The 23,417-nt window shown below is 32.1% G+C and carries 22 protein-coding genes; 8 read left to right on the plus strand and 14 right to left on the minus strand.

Features of this window, described 5'->3' with window-relative positions; all coding sequences use genetic code 11:
- Positions 1-16 precede the first annotated feature (16 nt).
- The 3 genes from gldK to topA all read right to left on the minus strand — a co-directional run bounded on the left by gldK (position 17) and on the right by topA (position 5,199).
- Complete coding sequence (gene gldK, locus MHM83_RS08555; RefSeq protein WP_073181772.1) at positions 17-1,396, minus strand: type IX secretion system lipoprotein PorK/GldK; 1,380 nt, start codon at positions 1,394-1,396, stop codon at positions 17-19.
- A gap of 96 nt (positions 1,397-1,492) precedes the next feature.
- On the minus strand, positions 1,493-2,653 hold the full coding sequence (locus MHM83_RS08560; protein WP_125068872.1) for a formimidoylglutamase: 1,161 nt from the start codon (positions 2,651-2,653) through the stop codon (positions 1,493-1,495).
- Between the two features lie 59 nt (positions 2,654-2,712).
- Positions 2,713-5,199 (minus strand): type I DNA topoisomerase, encoded by a 2,487-nt coding sequence (topA, locus tag MHM83_RS08565; protein ID WP_239179254.1) that lies wholly within the window; start codon positions 5,197-5,199, stop codon positions 2,713-2,715.
- 199 nt (positions 5,200-5,398) lie between these two features.
- On the opposite strand from topA, the gene miaB reads away from it, so the two are divergent.
- The 8 genes from miaB (at position 5,399) to MHM83_RS08605 (ending at position 13,328) form a co-directional block, all read left to right on the plus strand.
- A complete protein-coding gene (miaB, locus tag MHM83_RS08570) occupies positions 5,399-6,853 on the plus strand; it encodes a tRNA (N6-isopentenyl adenosine(37)-C2)-methylthiotransferase MiaB (protein ID WP_239179255.1) in 1,455 nt (484 codons plus the stop codon).
- 80 nt (positions 6,854-6,933) lie between these two features.
- Entirely contained in the window at positions 6,934-8,166 is a 1,233-nt protein-coding gene (locus MHM83_RS08575) for a sigma-54 interaction domain-containing protein (protein WP_239179256.1), read from the plus strand.
- 39 nt (positions 8,167-8,205) lie between these two features.
- Complete coding sequence (locus MHM83_RS08580) at positions 8,206-8,715, plus strand: LptE family protein (protein WP_239179257.1); 510 nt, start codon at positions 8,206-8,208, stop codon at positions 8,713-8,715.
- A gap of 6 nt (positions 8,716-8,721) precedes the next feature.
- Positions 8,722-9,465, plus strand: a complete 744-nt coding sequence (locus MHM83_RS08585; RefSeq protein ID WP_239179258.1) for a hypothetical protein — start codon at positions 8,722-8,724, stop codon at positions 9,463-9,465.
- Positions 9,466-9,810 (plus strand): preprotein translocase subunit SecG, encoded by a 345-nt coding sequence (gene secG, locus MHM83_RS08590; protein ID WP_047788559.1) that lies wholly within the window; start codon positions 9,466-9,468, stop codon positions 9,808-9,810. It begins immediately after the preceding gene.
- Positions 9,811-9,973: 163 nt separating this feature from the next.
- Positions 9,974-10,249 (plus strand): co-chaperone GroES, encoded by a 276-nt coding sequence (locus tag MHM83_RS08595; RefSeq protein WP_047788560.1) that lies wholly within the window; start codon positions 9,974-9,976, stop codon positions 10,247-10,249.
- Positions 10,250-10,347: 98 nt separating this feature from the next.
- Positions 10,348-11,985 (plus strand): chaperonin GroEL, encoded by a 1,638-nt coding sequence (gene groL, locus MHM83_RS08600; protein WP_239179260.1) that lies wholly within the window; start codon positions 10,348-10,350, stop codon positions 11,983-11,985.
- A 107-nt stretch (positions 11,986-12,092) separates the two neighbouring features.
- Positions 12,093-13,328 (plus strand): hypothetical protein, encoded by a 1,236-nt coding sequence (locus tag MHM83_RS08605; RefSeq protein WP_239179262.1) that lies wholly within the window; start codon positions 12,093-12,095, stop codon positions 13,326-13,328.
- 9 nt (positions 13,329-13,337) lie between these two features.
- Here MHM83_RS08605 and MHM83_RS08610 read toward each other — a convergent pair whose 3' ends face one another.
- The 11 genes from MHM83_RS08610 to ruvC all read right to left on the minus strand — a co-directional run bounded on the left by MHM83_RS08610 (position 13,338) and on the right by ruvC (position 23,413).
- The gene (locus MHM83_RS08610; RefSeq protein ID WP_047788564.1) at positions 13,338-14,315 is read right to left on the minus strand and encodes a polyprenyl synthetase family protein; all 978 of its coding nucleotides are present in this window, start codon (positions 14,313-14,315) and stop codon (positions 13,338-13,340) included.
- 328 nt (positions 14,316-14,643) lie between these two features.
- Entirely contained in the window at positions 14,644-15,684 is a 1,041-nt protein-coding gene (rlmN, locus tag MHM83_RS08615; protein WP_172644833.1) for a 23S rRNA (adenine(2503)-C(2))-methyltransferase RlmN, read from the minus strand.
- Positions 15,685-15,751: 67 nt separating this feature from the next.
- A complete protein-coding gene (gene queA, locus MHM83_RS08620) occupies positions 15,752-16,801 on the minus strand; it encodes a tRNA preQ1(34) S-adenosylmethionine ribosyltransferase-isomerase QueA (protein WP_047788566.1) in 1,050 nt (349 codons plus the stop codon).
- 67 nt (positions 16,802-16,868) lie between these two features.
- Positions 16,869-18,098, minus strand: a complete 1,230-nt coding sequence (locus MHM83_RS08625; protein ID WP_239179264.1) for a 3-phosphoshikimate 1-carboxyvinyltransferase — start codon at positions 18,096-18,098, stop codon at positions 16,869-16,871.
- A gap of 6 nt (positions 18,099-18,104) precedes the next feature.
- A complete protein-coding gene (locus MHM83_RS08630) occupies positions 18,105-18,353 on the minus strand; it encodes a hypothetical protein (RefSeq protein ID WP_073181790.1) in 249 nt (82 codons plus the stop codon).
- Positions 18,354-18,680 carry a nucleotide pyrophosphohydrolase gene (locus MHM83_RS08635; protein WP_073182681.1) on the minus strand — a complete coding sequence of 109 codons (327 nt, stop codon included), beginning with the start codon at positions 18,678-18,680 and terminating at the stop codon, positions 18,354-18,356.
- Positions 18,681-18,727: 47 nt separating this feature from the next.
- Complete coding sequence (locus MHM83_RS08640) at positions 18,728-19,105, minus strand: VOC family protein (RefSeq protein WP_073181792.1); 378 nt, start codon at positions 19,103-19,105, stop codon at positions 18,728-18,730.
- Positions 19,096-20,313: an MFS transporter gene (locus tag MHM83_RS08645; protein ID WP_159493325.1), complete on the minus strand. Its 1,218-nt coding sequence runs from the start codon at positions 20,311-20,313 to the stop codon at positions 19,096-19,098. The genes MHM83_RS08640 and MHM83_RS08645 overlap by 10 nt, the downstream gene beginning before the upstream one ends.
- A gap of 507 nt (positions 20,314-20,820) precedes the next feature.
- Positions 20,821-21,570, minus strand: a complete 750-nt coding sequence (locus MHM83_RS08650) for a cyclase family protein (protein WP_239179266.1) — start codon at positions 21,568-21,570, stop codon at positions 20,821-20,823.
- A gap of 12 nt (positions 21,571-21,582) precedes the next feature.
- Entirely contained in the window at positions 21,583-22,707 is a 1,125-nt protein-coding gene (gene hemW / locus MHM83_RS08655; protein ID WP_239179268.1) for a radical SAM family heme chaperone HemW, read from the minus strand.
- A 151-nt stretch (positions 22,708-22,858) separates the two neighbouring features.
- Positions 22,859-23,413, minus strand: a complete 555-nt coding sequence (gene ruvC / locus MHM83_RS08660) for a crossover junction endodeoxyribonuclease RuvC (RefSeq protein ID WP_239179270.1) — start codon at positions 23,411-23,413, stop codon at positions 22,859-22,861.
- Between the last annotated feature and the right edge of the window lie 4 nt (positions 23,414-23,417).

Below are 23,417 nucleotides of genomic sequence, written 5' to 3' on the forward strand. Positions count from 1 at the left end.
ATTCTTGTTTTCTTGTTTAATTACTTTTATTGGTACCTAAATAATCTTGTACGGTTCTAAATCCGATATAACTTCTTGCGGTGTCAGCGTATTCCCAATCACGAGAACTTACCTCTAAGAAATATGCTACATCTTTCCAAGATCCTCCACGTATTATTTTTCTTCTATTTTCTTTTATTTCAACATTAGGGTTCATGGTAGATCCCATATAATAAGACATTTGATTGTAAGCTGTATTTGTCCATTCTGAAACATTACCTGCCATATTAAACAATCCATACTCATTAGGATTATAAGACATTGCTTCAACTGTGTAAAGGGCTCCATCAGCTGCATAATCTCCACGAACTGGTTTAAAGTTTGCTAAAAAACATCCTCTATCACTCGTTGTACTAGGTCCTCCCCAAGGATATTTACCATAATCTAATCCTCCACGTGCTGCATATTCCCACTCTGCTTCTGTAGGCAATCTGAAAGCAGGCACTAAACCTAACTTCTTTCTAGATCTTTGAAAATTATTTTTTGTTTGGGTTCTCCAATGACAGAATGCTTTTGCTTGATTCCATGTTACCCCTACTACTGGGTAATTCTCATACGCTTTGTGCCCAAAATACTCTTGATGCATTGGATCATTGTATGAATAATTAAAGTCTTTTATCCATACTGTTGTATCTGGATACACATTTATAACTTCGTCTTTTAAGAAATCTCTTCTATTCTTACCTGTTCTTGCTGCAGCCTCATTATCAAACCAATAATACCTATAGTTTAATAATTTTGTATTAAATGTTCTAATTCCATTTAAAGCCTCATCTTTTCTAATATATAAAGAGTCCATCACCTCTACATAATCAGCATCAGGATATTCTTGTGAATCCCAAATTAACTCTTCTTCCCAGTTTAATGGTTTTAGTGAATCTAACCCTTCTCCTAATTCGTAATAATTTTCACGCATGTACTTATCATACGGAGTTTCATTAACAGTATCTTTTGATGCAAAAGCATATAATTGTATTCCTTGTGCATTTTTACCTGTATTAGCTGCATCCTCTCCTCCTAAAGAAGCAAATTCTGCTTGATAAGCTAATTTAGTTCTTGTTATGGAATCTCTTACCCAATGAACAAAAGCTTTATACTCACTGTTTGTTATTTCAGTCTCATCCATGTAAAATGGTTGTACCGTAACTGTTTTAGTTGGAGCATTCATAGCCCCCATAGGGTCTTCATCTTGTTTTCCCATAGTGAAAGATCCTCCTGGGATTTTAGCCATACCATATGGTTTTTCAGCAAACCATTTCCTTTTAGATTTCACTCCTACTAACTCTCCCCTATCACCACTTGAACCACAAGAGTAAATGATAGATGCTAACAATGCAAGTACTGTTATTTTTTTCATATTAAATCTTTCTTATAAAAGAGGCGTAAACCTATTATTTTTTTTATTAAAAAACAATTACGAATTATTATTTTTTACAGAACATACAACTTTCTTTTAAACAAGCTTTTGCAAAGCCTTATACCACCTTTCTGGTATTTTTTGTTGTAATGCTTGTTCATAATCTCGATAGTTACATGGTATTAACGCATGTCTTTTGTGTTTATTATTTGATATTAAATTTATTTCCATCCACCAACGACCGCTTTTATCACTCTTATAAAAGTTTATTGGATCATCATCATTTAAAAGTACCGTAAACTTTTGGTAACTTTCTTTGGTTACAAATGGGTAATCTTTAGCTCTTGAATTTACTCCTTCTATGAAATACCAAATTACTTGAGCTATTAATTTTGCTGTTTGATGATTTAAATCTAAAAGGCTATTGTACTCGTATATTCCAAAAGATGTTACCTTATCACTTATCCCTGCATAACGTGCAACAGCACATAACTCTTCTCCATAAAATCCATTTGGCGAAGCATTTTTATTTGCAGGAGCATCGCTTTGACGTACACTGCCTATATCTACGCTTACAACATCTGCGTCACGCATTATTGGTTCTACCAATGTTATGTTTTTAACTTCTCCTAATCTGTAGGCTTCAAAATATAATTTATCTAATAGATTTATTTCTTCTTGAGAATTAAAGTAGGTTTGGTACCCTATATTACTGAAGTTAAACAGATTATTAGGCTCCTCCATTACAATTCTACTTAAATAAGATTGAGAGCTTAATTCTTCTTCTAATGAGCCTAGATCAAACCGACTATCAACAACTACTAAGTTAACTGTTTGCTCTAGTTCGTCGTAAGCTCTATAATTTGCGTAAGTTAAATCTTGTCCTCCCCCAATTATTACAGGAAGTATATTTTTTTTTAGTAAAAATGCTACTGATGATTTAACAGCAAAGTAGGTATCTTCTAATGTATTTCCTTTCTCTATGTTTCCGAGATCTGCTATACGAGTATGCCAGTTACCAGGAAATAATTGATACAAATGTTTACGAATTTCGTGTAATTCTTTACCACTCCCTAAATTACCTGCTGCTCCTCTATCATCTTTAACCCCTAAAATTGCGATAGTTACTTCTGTTAAATCTGGAAAACCATCTTGAACAGTATGTAGTTGAATAGTTCTTCCTAATACAGAAGAAGGCTGTAAAACTACACGAGTAGCTACAGAATCTTCAATAGGGGAAAAGAAGTCTATATTCATTTATTAGGGGAATTTTTGGAGTCGCAATATACTAAACTATTTTTTTTCTGAAAGCTTCTTTATTTTTTTTTGGTTGCTTTCTTTTTAGCTGTTTTTTTCTTAGGTGTTTTTGCTTCAATCATTTTAACAGCCTCTTCTTGTGTTAGTTTTTCTATCTCTGTTGTCTTTGGCAGTTCTACCTTTATCTTTCCTTTTATTACATTAAAACGTCCCCAGCGTGCTTTTTCTACACGAATACCAACCTCTTCAAAATTGTGGATTAGCTTTTCACGCTCTTTTCTTTTTTTATCTTCTATTAATTCTTCTAAATCTGTTTGACTTAAATTATCAAAGTCGTATTTTTTATTTACGTTGATAAAAATAGAGTTCCATTTAATAAAAGGGCCAAAACGCCCTACTCCCTTTTGAATTGGCATTCCTTCATATTCTCCAATAGGAGCATCTGCTTTTCTTTTTGCTTCAATCAATTCAATAGCTCTATCCATATCTACAGACATTGGATTTTCTCCTTTATCTAACGATACATATTTACCATCAAATTTAATATAAGGACCAAATCTTCCATTAGCTACAACTACTTCTTTCTCTTCATAGTCTCCCAATGTTTTTGGCAACTTAAATAAATCCATTGCCTCTTCATAGGTAATTGAATTCATTGTTTGGTCACCTTGTAAACTTGCAAAACGAGGTTTCTCTTCATCAGTTGCCTCTCCTATCTGCACCATTGCTCCGTAACGCCCTAAACGCACATACACATTCTTTCCACTTTCAGGATCTACACCTAATAAACGTTCCCCTTTTGCTCTTTCTGCATTTGCAGCAACATCTTCTACAACAACATGAAAGTTTTTATAAAAGTCTTTAATCATTGCTATCCAATCTTCTTTTCCTTCTGCAATTTCATCAAATTCATTTTCTACTTTAGCTGTAAAACCATAATCTAAAATTGCATCAAAATTTTCTACTAAGAAATCATTTACTATATTTCCTATATCTGTTGGCACGAGCTTTCCTTTATCTGAACCTACTCTTTCAGTTAAAATTTGCTCTGACACTTCTTGATTGGCTAAACTTAATTGAGTGTAATTTCTTTCTTTTCCTTCTACAGTTCCTTTTTCAATATACTCCCTTCTTTGAATAGTTGAAATGGTTGGTGCATACGTAGAAGGGCGACCAATACCTAACTCTTCTAATTGTTTTACCAAAGATGCTTCAGAAAACCTTGCTGGCGGACGTGTGTAACGCTCAGTTGCTGTTATCAACTCGTTTATTAATTCTTCATTTACTTCCATTTTAGGTAACATTCCTGCCTGTTCTTCCTCTTCGTTGTCTGTACCTTCTAAATATACTTTTAAAAATCCTTCAAAAGTAATTACCTCTCCATTTGCAGTAAACTGCTTTTTATTCTTATTGTTATCTATTTTTACGACGGTACGTTCTAGCTTAGCTTCACTCATTTGTGAAGCTAATGTGCGTTTCCAAATTAAGCTATACAATCTTGTTTGATCATACTCACCTGTAATTTCATGATTCTCCATGTTAGTCGGACGAATTGCCTCATGCGCTTCTTGTGCTCCTTTAGACTTAGTTGCATAATTACGTGGCTTGCTATATTCTTCACCATAAGAAGCTATAATTTCTGCTTGAGCAGCTTTTTTTGCATCATCAGATAAGTTTACACTGTCTGTTCTCATGTAGGTTATTAACCCTGCTTCATACAAACGTTGTGCTACCATCATAGTTTTGGCAACTGGAAAACCTAATTTTCTTGACGCTTCCTGTTGCAACGTCGATGTAGTAAATGGCGGTGCTGGAGATTTTTTTGCTGGTTTTTTTTGTAAATCAGCAACAGAAAATTCTGCTCCTAAACAAGAATTTAAGAAATTTTCAGCTTCTTTTTTTGTTGAAAAGTTCTTTGCTAATTTTGCTTTAAACTTTTTTCCTTCTTCATTTACAAACTCCGCGTCAACACGATAAGAAGCTACTGGTGTAAAACCTTCTATCTCTCTTTCACGCTCCACTATTAAACGGACAGCAACCGATTGTACTCTACCTGCTGACAATCCTGGTTTTACTTTTCTCCATAATACAGGAGATAATTCATATCCTACAATTCTATCTAACACACGTCTTGCTTGTTGAGCATCAACAAGATTGTAATTAATTGTGCGTGGGTTTTCAATTGCTTTTAAAATTGCATTTTTAGTAATAGAGTTAAAAACAATACGCTTAGTGTTTTCATTTTTCAACTTCAATTGTTCCGCTAAGTGCCATGCTATAGCTTCTCCCTCGCGGTCTTCATCGGATGCTAACCAAACAGTTTCTGCTTTCTTTGCTAAGTCTTTCAGTTTTTTTACTACCGCTTTTTTATCGGTAGAAACTATATACTTCGGTTTGAAATCTCCTTCTACATTTACTCCCAACTCCTTAGATGGTAAGTCTGCAATGTGTCCAAAACTCGATTCAACCTGAAAGTCCTTTCCTAAAAACTTTTCTATTGTTTTCGCCTTAGCAGGTGACTCAACTATTACTAAATTTTTTGCCATACGTCTTATATCTCTTATCTCATTTTACACTTTTGTAATATAAGTGTAATTCAGTTTGCAAAAGTATATAGTTTTTTTTTAATGGGTCTTTTTTAACAAAATTTTACTTTTTCTTAAAAAAACAATCCATGTCAATTTGTCACAAATTACACTTTTTGGTTGTATCTTTGCAGCCTATTTTAGTACGATTTAAGGATTTATGGAACACGTAGAGAAAGTAATTGATGAAAAAAAACAAGGAAAAGCCCTTGTTACAGAACACAAAGAAGGAAACAACAAAAAACTTTTTATAGAAAGTTATGGTTGCCAAATGAATATGAACGATAGCGAAATTGTGGCGTCAATTTTAGCAGAGCAGGGTTTTAATACCACTCAAAATTTAGAAGATGCTGATTTAGTATTGGTAAATACGTGCTCTATTCGTGAAAAAGCAGAAACCACTGTTCGTAACAGACTCCAAAAATACAATGCTGTTAAAAAGGTAAATCCAACGATGAAAGTTGGTGTACTGGGTTGTATGGCAGAACGATTGAAAGAAAAGTTTTTAGAGGAAGAAAAAATCGTTGATTTAGTCGTTGGTCCTGATGCTTATCGTGACTTACCTAATTTAATTGAAGAAGTTGACGCAGGTCGTGATGCTGTAAATGTAATATTATCAAAGGAAGAAACGTACGCTGATGTTTCTCCTGTTCGTTTAAACTCTAACGGAGTTTCTGCATTTGTATCAATTACTCGTGGTTGTGATAATATGTGTACATTCTGCGTAGTTCCTTTTACTCGTGGTCGTGAACGTAGTCGTGATCCTAAGAGTATTATTGAAGAAATTCGCAGTATGCAAGAAAAGAACTTCAAAGAAATTACTTTATTAGGTCAAAATGTTGATTCTTATTTATGGTATGGCGGTGGATTGAAAAAAGATTTCAAAAAAGCATCTGAATTAGCACAAGCTTCTGCAGTAGATTTTGCTCAATTATTAGACATGTGTGCTACTGAGTTCCCAAAAATGCGTTTCCGTTTTTCTACGTCTAACCCACAGGATATGACGCTAGATGTGATTCATGTAATGGCAAAACACCAAAATATTTGTAAGTACATTCATTTACCTGTTCAAAGCGGGAGTAACAATATGTTAAAAGCTATGAATCGTCAACACACTCGTGAAGAGTACATGGAGTTAGTTGATAATATTTATAAAATTGTTCCTGAAATGGCTTTAAGTCAAGATATGATTGCGGGGTTCTGTGGAGAAACCGAAGAAGACCATCTTGACACTTTACACATGATGAACTATGTAAAATATAGCTTCGGGTTTATGTTTGCTTATTCAGAAAGACCAGGAACCTTGGCTGCTAAGAAAATGGAAGACAATGTTCCTTTGACTATTAAAAAACGTCGTTTACAAGAAATAATTAATCTACAACAAGAACATAGTTTATACAGAGCTAAAGAGCATGTGGGTAAAATTCAGGAAGTTTTAATCGAGGGAACTTCTAAAAGAAATGAAAACGAATGGAAAGGTCGTAATACACAAAACACTGTTGTAGTTTTCCCTAAAGAAAACTACAAAATGGGTGATTTTGTAAATGTAAAAATTGAAGATTGTACTTCTACTACCTTAAAAGGTACGGCTGTTGGATATTCTGACAATAATTAATTTATAGAAAAGAGTGTAAAGAGAAAAGAAAAAGGTATAAGCTTTTCTCTCTGCTCTTTTTTCTTTATTCTAAAAAAGAAATGGAAAATTTACAAGCTATAAAACAACGCTTTGGCATTATCGGTAACGATATGCAACTAAATCGTGCTATTGAAAAATCGATTCGTGTTGCTCCCACTGATATTTCGGTATTAGTTACTGGTGAAAGTGGTGTTGGAAAAGAAAGTATACCAAAAATAATTCATCAATTATCACACAGAAAACATGCAAAATACATTGCAGTTAACTGTGGAGCGATTCCTGAAGGAACAATTGACAGCGAATTATTTGGACATGAAAAAGGAGCTTTTACAGGAGCTACACAAACCCGAAAAGGCTATTTTGAAGTGGCTGATGGCGGAACTATTTTTTTAGATGAAGTTGGTGAACTGCCGTTAACCACGCAAGTACGTTTATTACGTGTTTTAGAAAATGGAGAATTTATAAAAGTAGGATCTTCACAAGTACAAAAAACAAATGTTCGTATTGTAGCTGCAACCAACGTTAATATGCACGAAGCCATTTCTAAAGAGAAATTTCGTGAAGATTTATATTACCGTTTAAGTACTATAGAAATTTCACTACCTCCTTTGAGAGAACGTGGTGAAGACATTCATTTATTATTTAGAAAGTTTGCTGCCGATTTTGCACAAAAATACCGAATGCCTACCATCAGGTTAAATGAGAATGCTGTAAAGGTTTTATTGAACTATCATTTCCCTGGTAATATTCGTCAATTAAAAAACATTGCCGAACAAGTATCAATAGTTGAGGAAGATAGGCTAATTACCCCTGAAAAACTAATTCAATATTTGCCTGAAAACCGTAGTAATCTACCTGCTGTTGTAAGTGACAGAACTACAAGTCAATCAGATTTTGCTAATGAACGAGATATCATGTATAAAATCTTGTTTGATATGCGTAATGACATTAATGATCTAAAAAAGCTAACGCTAGATTTAATGCAAAACGGAGACTCTGAACAGGTACAAGAAGACAATCATCGTTTAATTGAACGTATTTATCAAGATCAAGATTTATCAGAAGCTTCAAACATTGAGGTAGTACAAATTCCAAAATCAACTTCTCATCAAAATGATTATGATTATGCGGAAACCATTGAGGAAGATGAAAGTTTATCGTTACAAGAAAAAGAAATAGAAATGATAAAAAAGTCTCTCGAAAAAAACAATGGTAAGCGTAAATTAGCTGCCAAAGAATTAGGAATATCTGAGAGAACCTTATACAGAAAAATAAAACAATACGACTTATAATAGTTATATTGTTTACTTTTAAAAATTATTCAACTTTAAATGAAAAAAACTCTTTATATAGTATCGTTACTTATTACTTTTACAACCATTATTGGTTGTGGAGCATACTCTTTTACTGGTGGAGATACAGGAAATGCAAAAACAATTCAGGTTGATTTTTTTCCTAACCAAGCACCTTTAGTTGAACCAATACTTAGTCAAAAATTCACACAAGATTTACAAGACTTATTTACACGTCAAACTAATTTAACCTTGGTTAGCACTAGTGGTGATTTACATTTTTATGGTGAAATTGTTGATTATCGAATTACACCAATGAGTGCCACAGCTCAACAAACAGCTGCTCAAAACCGATTAACAATTACTGTAAACGTAAACTTTATTAACAACTTAAATGAAAAGAAAAATTTTGAAAAGCGTTTTTCTTTTTACTACGATTATGGAGCCAACCAACAGTTAACTGGTACTGTCTTAGAAGCTGCATTAGATGAAATTTTAGAACGAATTACACAAGATATATTTAATGCTTCTGTTGGAGACTGGGGATAGATAATTTTGAAAAAAAACACGTACATACAATTATTAAAAAAGCCTGAATTAATTTCGCAAGAACATCTTTCAGACATCACTGATATTATTCAAGAATATCCTTTTTTTCAATCTGCTAGAGCGCTTCGTTTAAAAATTTTAAAAAATCAAGAAAGTTATAAATACAACAACGAGTTAAAAATAACGGCAGCTCACACCAGTGATAGATCTGTTTTATTTGATTTTATTACCTCTGAAGCTTTCAAAGAAGCTCCTATAAAAGAAGAAAAGATTAGTTTAAAAGACAAAATTCTTCCTAAAAGGAAACAAGTAAAAGTTTCAGCAATAGAAGAAGATTTAGCTATTGGCAAACCTCTTTCTTTCACACAAAACGAAACCTTTTCTTTTAATCAATGGTTGCAACTATCATCTAAAAAAACTATTGTTAGAACTTTAGATAATAAAATTTCAGAAAAACAAGCTAAAGAAGTGCCTGTTAAGTCTGAACATGAAGCTATTATTGATCGTTTTATTGAAACTGCTCCAAAAATTTCTCGTCCTAATAAAACAAATACTTCGGATATAAAAATATCCGAAAATCAACAAAATAATCAATTAGCTACTGAAACTTTAGCTAAAGTATATTTAGAACAAAAGAAATATGACAGTGCTATTCAAGCATATAAAATATTAAGTTTGAAATATCCAGAAAAAAGTGGTTTCTTTGCAGACCAAATTAAAAGAATACAAATTTTACAAAACAATAAATAGATGACAACGTATACTTTACTTTTAGTTTTAATATTGATTGTTGCAATAGCATTAATCTTAATTGTAATGGTTCAAAATCCTAAAGGTGGAGGATTATCTTCATCATTTGGAGGCGGTGGAGCTCAAAATATTGGAGGTGTACAAAATACAAATAGCTTTTTAGACAGAACTACTTGGACATTAGCTATTACTATGTTTGCTTTAATTTTATTAGCAAACTTCGCTATTCCAAGAGGAAATGCAGCTGACGCTCCTCAATTAAATGAAACCTTAAACAATATTGAAACTACAACAACTCCTGCTACACCAGCAGCAACAGATACAGCTAAAGACAGCGCTCAGTAGTTTTTCAAAAAATAGAATATAAAATGCCAACGTAAATGACACGTTGGCATTTTTTTTATTTATTAATCTAATGTATTAGAAAAATTGTCAGCAAAAATCTAATGGCATAATTTCTGACAAAATACTACCAGTAAAATTAATTTAATCAATCAAAATATATAAAATGGGATTAAACATTAAACCTTTAGCAGACAGAGTTCTTGTTGAACCAGCTGCAGCAGAAACTACTACAGCATCAGGAATCATCATCCCTGACAATGCAAAGGAAAAACCACAAAAAGGTACTGTCGTAGCCGTAGGAAACGGAACAAAAGATGAGCCTTTAACTGTAAAAGTTGGTGATACTGTTTTATACGGAAAGTACGCTGGTACAGAGCTTAAATTAGAAGGAAAAGATTATTTAATTATGAGAGAAAGCGACATTTTCGCTATTATCTAAAATTTCTTTGCTATTAGCTTTTCGCTATTAGCCTATTAAACAAAAAATTTAAAACCAAGCCAACAGCTATATGCTAACGGCAAAAAACTTAAACAAACATGGCAAAAGATATAAAATTTGATGTAGACGCTCGCGACGGATTAAAACGTGGAGTAGATGCATTAGCAAATGCAGTAAAAGTAACTTTAGGTCCTAAAGGACGTAACGTTATTATTTCTAAATCTTTCGGAGCTCCTCATGTAACTAAAGATGGTGTTTCTGTAGCTAAAGAAGTAGAGTTAGAAAATGAGTTAGAAAACATGGGAGCTCAAATGGTAAAAGAAGTAGCTTCTAAAACTAACGATTTAGCAGGTGATGGTACTACTACTGCAACCGTATTAGCTCAAGCAATCGTAAAAGAAGGTTTAAAAAACGTAGCAGCGGGTGCTAATCCCATGGATTTAAAACGTGGTATTGATAAAGCTGTAGCTGCTATTACTGAAGATTTAGCTAAACAATCTAAAGAGGTTGGTGATTCATCAGAGAAAATCAAGCAAGTAGCTGCAATCTCTTCTAACAACGATGCTATAATTGGTAACTTAATTGCTGAAGCTTTTGAAAAAGTTGGTAAAGAAGGAGTAATTACTGTAGAAGAAGCTAAAGGGACTGACACTTATGTTGATGTTGTTGAAGGAATGCAGTTTGACCGTGGATACTTATCTCCATACTTCGTTACAGATGCTGATAAAATGATTGCTGATTTAGAAAATCCATATATTTTATTATTTGATAAAAAGATTTCTAACTTACAAGAAATCTTACCTATTTTAGAGCCAGTTGCTCAATCAGGAAGACCTTTATTAATCATTGCTGAAGATGTTGATGGACAAGCATTGGCTACTTTAGTTGTGAACAAACTACGTGGTGGATTAAAAATTGCTGCTGTTAAGGCTCCAGGATTCGGAGACAGAAGAAAAGCAATGTTAGAAGATATCGCTATTTTAACTGGTGGTACTGTAATTTCTGAAGAAAGAGGTTTCTCTTTAGAAAATGCTACTTTAGATTTATTAGGAACTGCTGAGACAGTAACTATTGATAAAGACAATACAACTATCGTAAACGGATCTGGTGATGAAGAACAAATTAAGGCTCGTGTAAACCAAATTAAAACACAAATTGAGACGACTACTTCTGACTACGATCGTGAGAAATTACAAGAACGTTTAGCGAAGTTAGCTGGTGGTGTTGCTGTATTATATGTTGGTGCTGCTTCTGAAGTAGAAATGAAAGAAAAGAAAGACCGTGTTGATGATGCTTTACATGCTACAAGAGCCGCTGTAGAAGAAGGAATTGTTGCCGGTGGTGGTGTTGCTTTAGTACGTGCTAAAAAGGTATTAGAAACTATTACTACAGAAAATTTAGACGAAACTACAGGTATTCAAATTGTGAATAGAGCTATTGAATCTCCATTACGTACGATTGTTGAAAATGCTGGTGGTGAAGGTTCTGTTGTAATTAACAAGGTATTAGAAGGTAAAAAAGACTTTGGATATGATGCTAAATCTGAACAATATGTAGATATGTTAGAGGCTGGTATTATCGATCCTAAGAAAGTAACTCGTGTAGCTTTAGAAAACGCTGCTTCTGTTGCTGGAATGATATTAACTACTGAGTGTGCTTTGGTTGACATTAAAGAAGATGCTCCTGCAGGTGGTGGAATGCCTCCAATGGGTGGTGGAATGCCAGGAATGATGTAAGTCGAGAAGCTCGACACCTAAATAGTAAAAAACCTCGAGAATTTTTCTCGAGGTTTTTTACTATTTTTGTAGTATTAAAAATTATATTTAATTTTTACTTTTTTCAAATGAAAAAGATCCTAAATCTAACTATTCTAATTTTCTTATTTTCAAAATGCTCATCTAATAACACTGATGAAATAACAAAAGATGTTTGTTCATCGAACACCAATTCTTCTACTGAAGAAAGTTTTTACATTGAAAACCAAATAGATCTAGAGAATTTTTCAACTCTAGGATATACTAAAATAAATAACACTTTAAGTATTAGTAAATCTGATGATTTATCCTCATTAAAGTGTTTAGAATATATAAAAACCTTAAGATTAAATCAAAATACATTTGAAAACCTTAATGGACTAGACCGTATAAAAGAAATTGAAACACTTCATATCATTGGGTGCAACAATTTAAAAACACTAAATGGATTGAATAATTTAGAGAATGTATCTGAAATAATTATTGAGAATAATTCTTCTTTACAAAATTTTACGGGTCTTAATAAAGTAAAAAAAATAAATCATTTAACCTTAGAGTATAATTCAAAAATACAAAATTTTGAAGGATTAGAATCACTAAAAAGTATATCTTCTCTAAACATATATGAAAACAATAATTTAAGGAATTTCGAAGGATTATACTCCCTTAAAAGAAATCATACTAATGATAACTTTGGTTCAAAATCAAATAGATTTTATATTGCTCAAAACAATAATTTAGAATCACTCAGTGGTCTAGATAATATTTATGGAAACTTGCATTCTTCCTTATTTATCACTCAATGTCCCAAATTAACTAGTCTTGGTAATTTCGATAATATAATTAATACTAGTGATATTTATATTTCTTTTTGTAAGTCTTTAAAAGCTTTTGATGGGTTTTATGATACAATGCAAATAAAAAGTTTAGTTATAAGCTATTGTGAAAGTATAGAATATATAAACGCTCCTAAGATATTTAGAATAGGATATTTAAATATTGGAGACAACCCTAATCTAAACAGTTTAAAAGGATTAAAAACTCTTAATTCTATTTATTCCTCTAGCGGAGACTTTAGTTTACAGCTTGAAAACAACCCTAAATTAAAAACGCTAGAAGGATTTGAGAACCTAAGTTATGTAGAGAAAATAGTTGATATTAATATATTCTCAAGAAATGATTTAGAAAACACATGTGCATTAAGCCTTTTAATTAAAAACAATTTATACAATGGAACAACTAGTAAAATAAACATTCAGTCAAAATGTGGTGGATACGGTTATTTAATTATGAGGTTTAATGAGATTTGTAATTGTAATAAATAAGTTAACTTCCTATATTTTCCTTTCCACAACATAATCAATCATTTGCAGTAGGGAATTTTTATAATCTGAGTCTGGATAATTGTCTAAAATGGCTAATGCCTTATTTTTATAGTCGTGCATTTTAGCAGTAGTATACTCCAATCCCCCATTTTCTTTGACAAAAGCAATAACTTCTTTTACCCGTTTTTTGTTTTTGTTATGCTTCTTAACGGAATTTATTAACCACGATTTTTCTTTTGGAGAACAAGTATTCAAGGTATAAATTAACGGAAGTGTCATCTTTTGTTCTTTGATATCTATTCCTGTTGGTTTACCTATTTTGTCTTCAGTGTAATCAAATAAATCATCTTTAATTTGAAAAGCAATACCAATATACTCTCCAAACTTACGCATCTGTTGCACTGTTTTATTATTTGCTCCTACCGAGGCAGCACCAATACCACAACAAGCAGCTATTAGCGTAGCTGTCTTTTGACGGATAATTTCAAAATAAACTTCTTCAGTAATATCTAGTTTGCGAGCTTTTTCAATTTGTAATAACTCCCCTTCACTCATTTCTCTAACCGCAATAGAAATCAGTTTTAACAAATCAAAATCTTCATTATCTATAGAGAGTAATAATCCTTTGGATAGTAAATAATCACCTACTAAAACAGCTATTTTATTCTTCCAAAGTGCATTAATTGAGAAAAAACCTCTACGTCTATTACTATCGTCAACTACATCATCATGTACTAATGTTGCTGTGTGGATTAATTCTACTACTGAAGCTCCTCGATATGTACGTTCATCAAAACCACCATTAGAAACCATTTTTGCTACCAAAAACACAAACATTGGTCGCATTTGCTTTCCTTTTCTGCGGACGATATAATAGGTAATTCTGTTTAATAATGGAACTTTAGACAACATCGAATCTTTGAACTTTGTTTCAAAGAGTTCCATTTCTTTAGCAATCGGAAGTTTTATTTGCTCAACTGGCTTCATATAGTGAACAAAAATAAGAATAAAAAATGTTTACTTTTGATTAAAAACAAAATATGAAACACTTAAAGACAAGAGCGATTGTTTTTCTTATAATCTGCACCTGTTTAATATTATTAGGAAGCTACATTTCTGACGGTAATCAACGCTCTTGTTTAGGTAATCCAGTTATTTTACCATACATTTTTTTAGGTCTCCCTTTTGTATTTTTGTTAGGTATACTGGATATTATCGTTTTAACTTTTTTAAAGAAACTAAGACTTTATAAAATTATTATTAACTTAAGTTTAATTCTAGTTTCTTTTCTCATTGCTTTTCTATTTATAGAGTACTAAGATTTATTAGCTAATTGCCCACAAGCAGCATCAATATCTTTTCCTCTAGAACGACGCACATTTACCACAATATCGTTCATTTCAAGATTAGAAATATAATTGTTTAAAGCTCTATCTGATGCTTGTTGAAACTCTCCGTCATCTATTGGATTGTACTCAATTAAATTAACCTTACACGGAACATATTTGCAGAATTGCACCAAGGCATCAATATCTTCTTTTCGATCGTTAATTCCATTCCAAACAACGTACTCATACGTTATTTTTCGTTTAGTCTTTTCATACCAATACTCCAAAGATTCCCTTAGATCTTTTAATGGAAAAGTAGCATTAAATGGCATAATAGATGTTCGAACCTCATCAATAGCGGAGTGTAATGAAACTGCTAAATTAAAACGTACTTCATCATCTGCCATTTTTTTAATCATTTTAGGCACACCAGAAGTTGATACGGTAATTCTTCGAGCTGCCATTCCCAAGCCTTCTTCTGAAGTTATTTTATCAATAGCTTTAATTACGTTGTTGTAATTCATTAAAGGTTCTCCCATTCCCATAAAAACAATATTTGACAATTTATGATTATGGTATAACCTACTTTGTTTATCAATTGCTACAACTTGATCGTAAATTTCATCCGCATTTAAATTACGCATACGTTTTAAACGAGCTGTTGCACAAAATTTACAATCTAAACTACATCCTACTTGACTAGATACACAAGCTGTAGTACGTTTTTCTGTAGGAATTAAAACTGACTCTACAATTAATCCGTCATGAAGTTTAATTGCATTTTTTATAGTACCATCATTACTACGCTGCATTGTATCAACTTCAATATGATTGATTACAAAGTTCTCATCAAGCATTTTTCTTGTTACTTTAGATAAACTTGTCATATCATCAAACGAATGTGCTGCTTTATGCCATAACCATTCATATACTTGGTTACCTCGAAAGGCTTTATCTCCGTTTTCAACAAAAAAGTCACGGAGTTGTTCTTTGGTTAATGCACGTATGTCTTTTTTCTTTACTATCATCAGGTACAAAAATACACAAAACCTCACAAGTAACTTGTGAGGTTTTGTAAATGGTTTAAAAACTGTTTTATAAAATTAACATCGCATCTCCGTACGAGTAAAATTTATATTTTTCTTTAATTGCTTCATGGTATGCTTCCATAATAAAATCGTGCCCTGCAAATGCAGAAACCATCATTAACAATGTAGATTTAGGCGTATGAAAATTCGTTACCATAGAGTTAGCTATACTAAAATCATAAGGAGGAAAAATAAACTTATTCGTCCATCCTTCAAAAGCGTTTAATTGATTGCTTGAAGAAACAGATGATTCTATAGTTCTCATTACAGTAGTTCCAATTGCACATACTCTTTTTTTGTTAGCTATAGCATTATTTACAATATCTGCACTAGCTTGTGGGATAATAATTTGCTCAGAATCCATTTTATGCTTAGATAAATCTTCAACCTCAACTGGATTAAATGTACCTAAACCTACATGCAATGTTGTTTCAGCAAAATCTACTCCCTTAATTTCTAATCGTTTCATTAAGTGCTTAGAGAAGTGCAATCCTGCTGTTGGTGCTGCTACTGCTCCTTCGTGCTTAGCAAAAATAGTTTGGTAACGATCTTCATCTTCTGGCTCTACCTCACGTTTTATGTATTTTGGTAATGGAGTTTCTCCTAACTCAATTAATTTTTTTCTAAATTCATCGTAAGGTCCATCAAATAAGAAACGTAATGTTCTACCTCGTGAAGTAGTATTGTCAATAACTTCAGCTACTAAACTTTCATCGTCTCCAAAGAATAATTTATTACCTATTCTTATTTTTCTTGCTGGATCTACTAATACATCCCACAAACGATTTTCAGCATTTAATTCACGTAATAAAAATACTTCAATACGGGCTCCTGTTTTTTCCTTGTTCCCGTACATACGAGCTGGAAAAACTTTCGTATTGTTCAACATCATTACATCTCCTTCATCAAAATAATCGATTAAATCTTTAAATAGTTTATGCTCGATTTTTTGTGTGTCACGGTGCAATACCATTAATCGTGCTTCATCTCTATGCTCTGAAGGATATTCTGCCAATAATTCTTTTGGCAATTCAAAATTAAAATTTGATAATTTCATTTGTAAAATTTTCTTAACGGTGGCAAATATACAATTTCAACATAGGGGTTGTCAAGCTATTGCCCTATTATTTTATGATAACATTCTGAATTCCTACACTCAGCATATCTTTCCAAAAACTTCTATACGATTTAGTTACTACTTCTGCTTCTAAAATTTCTAAGGAAACTTTTAATGCTAACGGAGCAAATGCCATTGCCATACGGTGATCATTATAAGTGGCTATTTGAATATTCTCTTTAATTTTTATAGATGATTTTAAGTGTAAACTTTCATTAGTAACAGAAATATCTGCTCCTAATTTTGTTAACTCTTCACGTAATGCTTCTAAACGATCAGTCTCTTTAATTTTTAAGGTATGTAGCCCTGTTAAATCACAAGCAACACCTAATCCGAAACATGTAACTGCAATAGTTTGGGCTATATCTGGTGCATTTTTTAAATTTTCTTTCAATACAGCTGAACTATGTTCTTTTTCTTTGGTTAAAAGAATTGAGTTGTCTTTAAAAGTAGTCGTTACTCCAAAGTGTTTATAAATTTTTTCCAAGCAACTATCTCCTTGCAAACTATCTTTTTTATACGCTGATAATTTCACAAAGGAACCTACTTTACTCAACGCTATAATCGAATAAAAATAAGACGCTGAACTCCAATCAGACTCAACTACAACTGTTTGTTTCTCTAAAGTTAATTTAGGTTTTATTTTAATAACCTGTCCTTTAAACTCAGCTTCAACCTTCAATTGATGTAATAGCTGTAAGGTCATATTGATGTATGGGACAGACGTTATTTCACCTATTAACTCAATCTCTAATCCGTTTTGTAAACCTGGAGCAATTAACATTAATGCTGAAATATATTGACTACTTACATTTCCATTAATCGAAACCTTATCCTTTGCTAGTTTTTTCCCTGATATTTTAAGTGGCGGGTATCCTTCTTTTTCAACGTACTCTATAGTTGCTCCTAAATCACGGAGCGCATTAACCAAAATTTCAATCGGTCGATTATGCATGCGGTCTGATCCTTGCAATATTTTTGTAACGCCTTCTTGTGTTGCAAAAAAAGCAGTTAAAAAGCGCATCGCAGTTCCTGCATGTCCAATATCTGCAACTATATCATCAGAGGTTAACGCTCCTTGTAAATGGTGTGTATCGTCAGAATCTGATAAATTTTCTATCTGTAAATCTGGATATAACTGTTGTAAAATCAACAATCGATTTGATTCACTTTTTGAACCTGAAATGGTTATGTGAGTACCTGAATTAAATTCTTCAGTTTTTAATCTTAAATCCATAAAAAACTATTTCGTTTTTTTATTTACAATGTATACACTATAAATAAGTGCGATTACTATTTTGCTCAACCAAAAACGAATCCACTGTTTATTTGCGAAATGTACATTGTACACAGTTTCAAAGTCTCCTGAAAAAATAGCCCCTCCTGTTTTAAATAATAAAGAAAATACCGCTACGATTATTAAAAAAGGAGTTCCTACTTTTAAAACATTAATCCAAAAACTTCCTTTTTGTATATTATTAATGAGACTCATTTATTGTAGTTTTTTGTTATTGTGATGACGATCGTGATCTCTTTTAGTTTTAATATCCAACTTCTTATCAAAGGCTTCTTGCAAATTTACGCCTGTTTGATTTGCTAAACACAACACTACAAACATTACATCGGCCAATTCTTCTCCTAAATCTTTGTTTTTATCACTTTCTTTTTCACTTTGCTCTCCATAACGACGCGCAATAATTCGAGCAACCTCTCCAACTTCTTCTGTTAGTTGCGCCATATTTGTTAACTCGTTAAAGTAACGTACTCCGTGATTTTTAATCCAATCATCTACCTGTTTTTGTGCGTCTTGTATATTCATATTTTCTGCTTTCTTATTAAACATTCAAAGATAAAAACTTCTATTTCTTAATCGATTCGCCAAGGCGGATTTTTTCTGTGTTCTCCTGCTTTAAACAGAATTAATTTATTACCATCTGGATCTAACAAATGGGCTTCTCTCCATAACCATGTTTGATCTTTGGGTAATTGGGTAAATTGAACTCCCTTTTCTTGTAGTTTCTCTACTAATTCATCTAAATTTTCATCTTCAAAATACAATGTAACACCCTCTCCTTTAGGCAGCTTCTCTACTTGATGAATTGAGAAAGTTGTATTACCATCTGGCACTTCAAATCGGACATATCTAGGGCTTGCATCTACAATGAGAAGCAAGCCTAGTTTTTTATAAAATATTACAGATTCATTTACATCTATAGACGGAATTGTTACTTGATTTAAGTCCATGCGATTACTTTCTCTCTTTTTACAATTCGTATTAACATTAATAAAAATAATACTCCTATTCCCGATAATACAATCATAAAATTCCATGTATTATCAAATCCAATATTATCAATTAATTGCATTCCAGAATTGTGTCCGAAAATATGCGACATAGAAAATGCAATACTATAATACGCCATATATTCTCCTTGATTTCCTTTTTTGGCTCGTTCCATTACAAAGGCGTTTGAAAAAGGGAAAGCTATCATTTCTCCAATAGTCATTAACAACATTCCTACAATTAAAATTCCAGCCCAACCTGTTAAATTGATTACTACAAAACTTAATCCTGTAAGTGATAAGCCAAAAAACATTAAGAATTCTTTAGTATACTTACTTTTTTCTAACCAAGTAATCAGCGGCATTTCTAATAGGAAAATGAAAAAACCGTTCATGCCCATTAACAGTCCTATTTCTAACTCTGTTAAATGATGTATATCTTTATAATATAATGGCATGGTAGAGAAATATTGTAAAAAAATAAACCCGAACACAAACATTCCTACAAAAAATATCCAAAAAGCCTTATCTGAAAAAATCGACTTTGGATTTTCTACCTTTACTTCATCTAACACTCTTGCTTTTTTAGGATGTAATACATTTATCAATAATAAAGTTGCTAAAACACAAGTAACTCCATCTACCCAAAACAGCCCGCTATACCCCATTGAGGTAATTATTAATCCTCCAACTGCTGGACCTGCAGAAAACCCCAAGTTAATTGCCAGACGGATTAAGGTTACTGAACGTGTTTTATTTTCTGGTTTACTATAAGTATTTAAGGCTACAAACATAGCGGGTCTAAAAGTATCTGCTACTAGCATCACCAAAAAGATACCAATACAAAACCCCCAGAAAGTTTCTACAAATTGTAAGGATACAAAGAGTAATCCTGTTAAAAACAAACTGGTTTTCATTACCTTGTAAAAACCTATTTTATCTGCTAATTTTCCTCCCAACCAAGAGCCTACAACAGAACCTAATCCAAAGCAAGTCATAATCCAACCTACATCTTTTAAAGTAAACTGTAAACTTTCTCTTAAATACAAAGACATAAACGGAATTACCATTGTACCTGCCCTGTTTATTAGAGTTATTAAAGCGAGCCACCATACTTCGATTGATAAACCTTTAAAGGTATCTAAATAATTAAAATAGAGTTTTTTCATGTGGTTTGGTTTTAGTGTTGATGTTGATATAAAAATAAAAAGTCCGACTATGAAGTCGGACTTTTTATTATCGTTATATTTTATGTAAACATAATTATAATACATACATTGCCCGATCGTCTTTGTGTCTTACCACAGTCGATTTACATTGCTTATATGTATTAAAAATTGTCATTACTTTAATTCTACGGCTGTAAATTTATAAAAAAACAAATTGTTTCTACAAAAATTTTATTTTTTATTTTTTTTAATAGTTTTTACACGCTTAAAAGTTTACTTTTAACCATTCGTCTACAGTAACACTCTTTTAATCTTATTTTTTATTTTCACTTTAATATCTACATTATCTTTGAAGTGTAAGTGAAACATAAAGTAAATCTCGCCGAACAGATAGAGATCCCTAAAAAGAAACATTTACTAAGTAACATCAATAAACTATTCTATTTTAAATATTCAGAAAAGCATGCTTATCTAAAACTTTTCAGTAGTTTGTTTTTATCATAACAATTAACACAATTTATAAAGAATTGGCTTACTTGGAGTAGCATCATTTTCAAATGGTGCTATCATAAGGTTCAAAAAGTAAGTTCCATCCTCTATTTTATTAGGTACATATATAAATTCTGTTATTGTTGCCTGCATTCTAATTTCTCCTTGTGTATCCCAAAAAGCATTATGTGCTAACAATTTTCCTTCGTCTTTTTCTTTGTCTACCGATGGTAAATCAATTAGTAAATGTTCTATTCCTTTTTCTTTTAAGTATATAGCACCTTCTTCTAACAAATAGGTTGGATTTGTGTTTGAATACCGCATCGATTTTTTGTCTGAAAGGTTTGGTAAGGTTCTGATTACAATTGCATCGCGCTTTTTGTTTCCTAAAACATTTTGTAATTGTTTTTTTGAAATTACAAAATCCTTATTTTTTAACTGCTCTGGAGCAATAGTCACTACTTCTGCTAAGAAGAAAAATTTTGATAGTTCTTTGTTTACTGAATAAACTTCTTCTGTTATATGCCCCACACATTCAGTATGTGTAATATGTGAGTGCGGATTAAACTGTATGTTATTAAAATTTACATCAGCTCCTTGTTGTACACTTCCGATCCAATTCCCATCTGAAACAGGAAAAATTTTAGGATCATCAAGATACCATGCATTTATATTTTCTTTTGAGGTATCAATTGCTATTGAAATGTCTAGTGGTTTTGATAAATCTATTTTGTATTTTCTTGAGTTGTATTCAATTGTTGCAGTCATACTCAAATATACTTAAATAATAAATAATTCGGAAGCCAATCCATCTGCTAAGAACTTTCCCTTTTCTGTAGTCTTCAAAACTTCATTTATAATGACTAGTAGCCCTTGATTGATAAACTTCTCAGCATTTTTAAGGAGATTTTTTCTAAATTCTTCCCCGAAATCCTCCTCAATTTTCTCTAGCGACACTCCCCAAATGGTTCTTAATCCTGTCATTAAATATTCATTAAACTGATCTTTTATAGTGAGTTTTTCTTCTTCTAAAGGGAGCTTTCCTTCTTGAATTGCTTTTATATATTTTGCATTGTTAGCTACATTCCAACTACGATGTGTTTTATTAAACGAATGTGCAGAAGGACCAATTCCTATATATTTTTTACCTAACCAATAACTTGTATTGTGTTTTGAAAAATAATTTGGTTTTCCAAAATTGGAAATTTCGTAATGTACAAATCCGTTTTTAGTGGTTTCTGCTACCAAAACATCAAAATGTTCTTTGGCTACCGTTTCGTCAACATCAGGATATTTTCCTTGCTTGATAAATGAATCTAATGCTGTTTTAGGTTCTACCGTTAACGCATATGATGAAATATGATTGATTCCGAAATTAAAAGCTATTTTCAAATTTTCTCTCCAACGTTCATTACTCATATTCGGAACTCCGTAAATCAAATCAATAGTAATATTATCAAAGTAGCGTGTCGCGACAGACAAGCAGTTTTTTGCTTCTTGTGCATTATGAGCTCGATTCATCAATTGTAAATCTTCTTCAAAAAAAGATTGTATTCCTATGCTTAAGCGATTAACAGGGGTTTCAGATAATTCAATTATTTTTTCTTCTGATAAATCATCTGGATTTGCTTCTAAGGTAATTTCTGGATTTGATACTACTGTATAGTTCTGATAAATAGTATCTATCAACAACCTTAATTCTTCAACCGACAATAAACTCGGTGTTCCTCCTCCAAAATAGATGGTTTCTATTTCTTCTTGTTGTAGTTCTTCCTTTCGAAATTCTAACTCTTTCACCAAACAAGAAACTAACTCCTCTTTCTTTTTTAAAGAGGTAGAAAAGTGAAAATCGCAATAATAACACGCTTGCTTACAAAATGGGATGTGTAGATAAATTCCTGCCAAATCAGTTATCAGTTATCAGTTATTAGTTATTAGTTATTAGTTATTAAGATTACTTATAAATCCTTGTCGTTTTTAATATTGAAAAAAGAATTTTTGCTATTTCATCGGCTTTTTTCAAAAATTGTTTACTGTTCATTAAGCATTGAAAAAATCAGTTTTTGATTTTTTTCGGGTTTTGTTTTACAAACGCTGCCCAACCTGTATAGTTCTTACCTCCTACTTTAGTTCCTGAATTATAGAAATGACACACCGCAGCTGCTAAACCATCAGTCGCATCTAGGTTTTTTGGTAATTCCTTTAAGTTCAACAGTGACTTTAGCATTAACGCTACCTGTTCTTTACTAGAGGTACCTTTCCCTGTTATGGCCATTTTTATTTTCTTAGGTGCATACTCCGTTACTGGTATTTGTCTTGACAATCCTGCCGCCATTGCTACTCCTTGTGCACGTCCTAATTTCAACATGGATTGTACATTCTTTCCATAAAAAGGAGCTTCTAAGGCTATTTCATCTGGATGATAAGTGTCAATCAATTCAATGGTACGTTCAAAAATAATTTTGAGTTTTAAATAATGATCATCATATTTTTTTAAGAGCAGTTCATTCATTTGAACAAATTCCATCTTTTTCCCTACCACTTTTATAATTCCAAACCCCATAATGGAAGTTCCTGGGTCAATCCCTAATATAATTTTTTCTGTCTTCAAACTC

The organism is Tenacibaculum sp. Mcav3-52, from assembly GCF_022347665.1.
Classification (GTDB): domain Bacteria; phylum Bacteroidota; class Bacteroidia; order Flavobacteriales; family Flavobacteriaceae; genus Polaribacter; species Polaribacter mesophilus.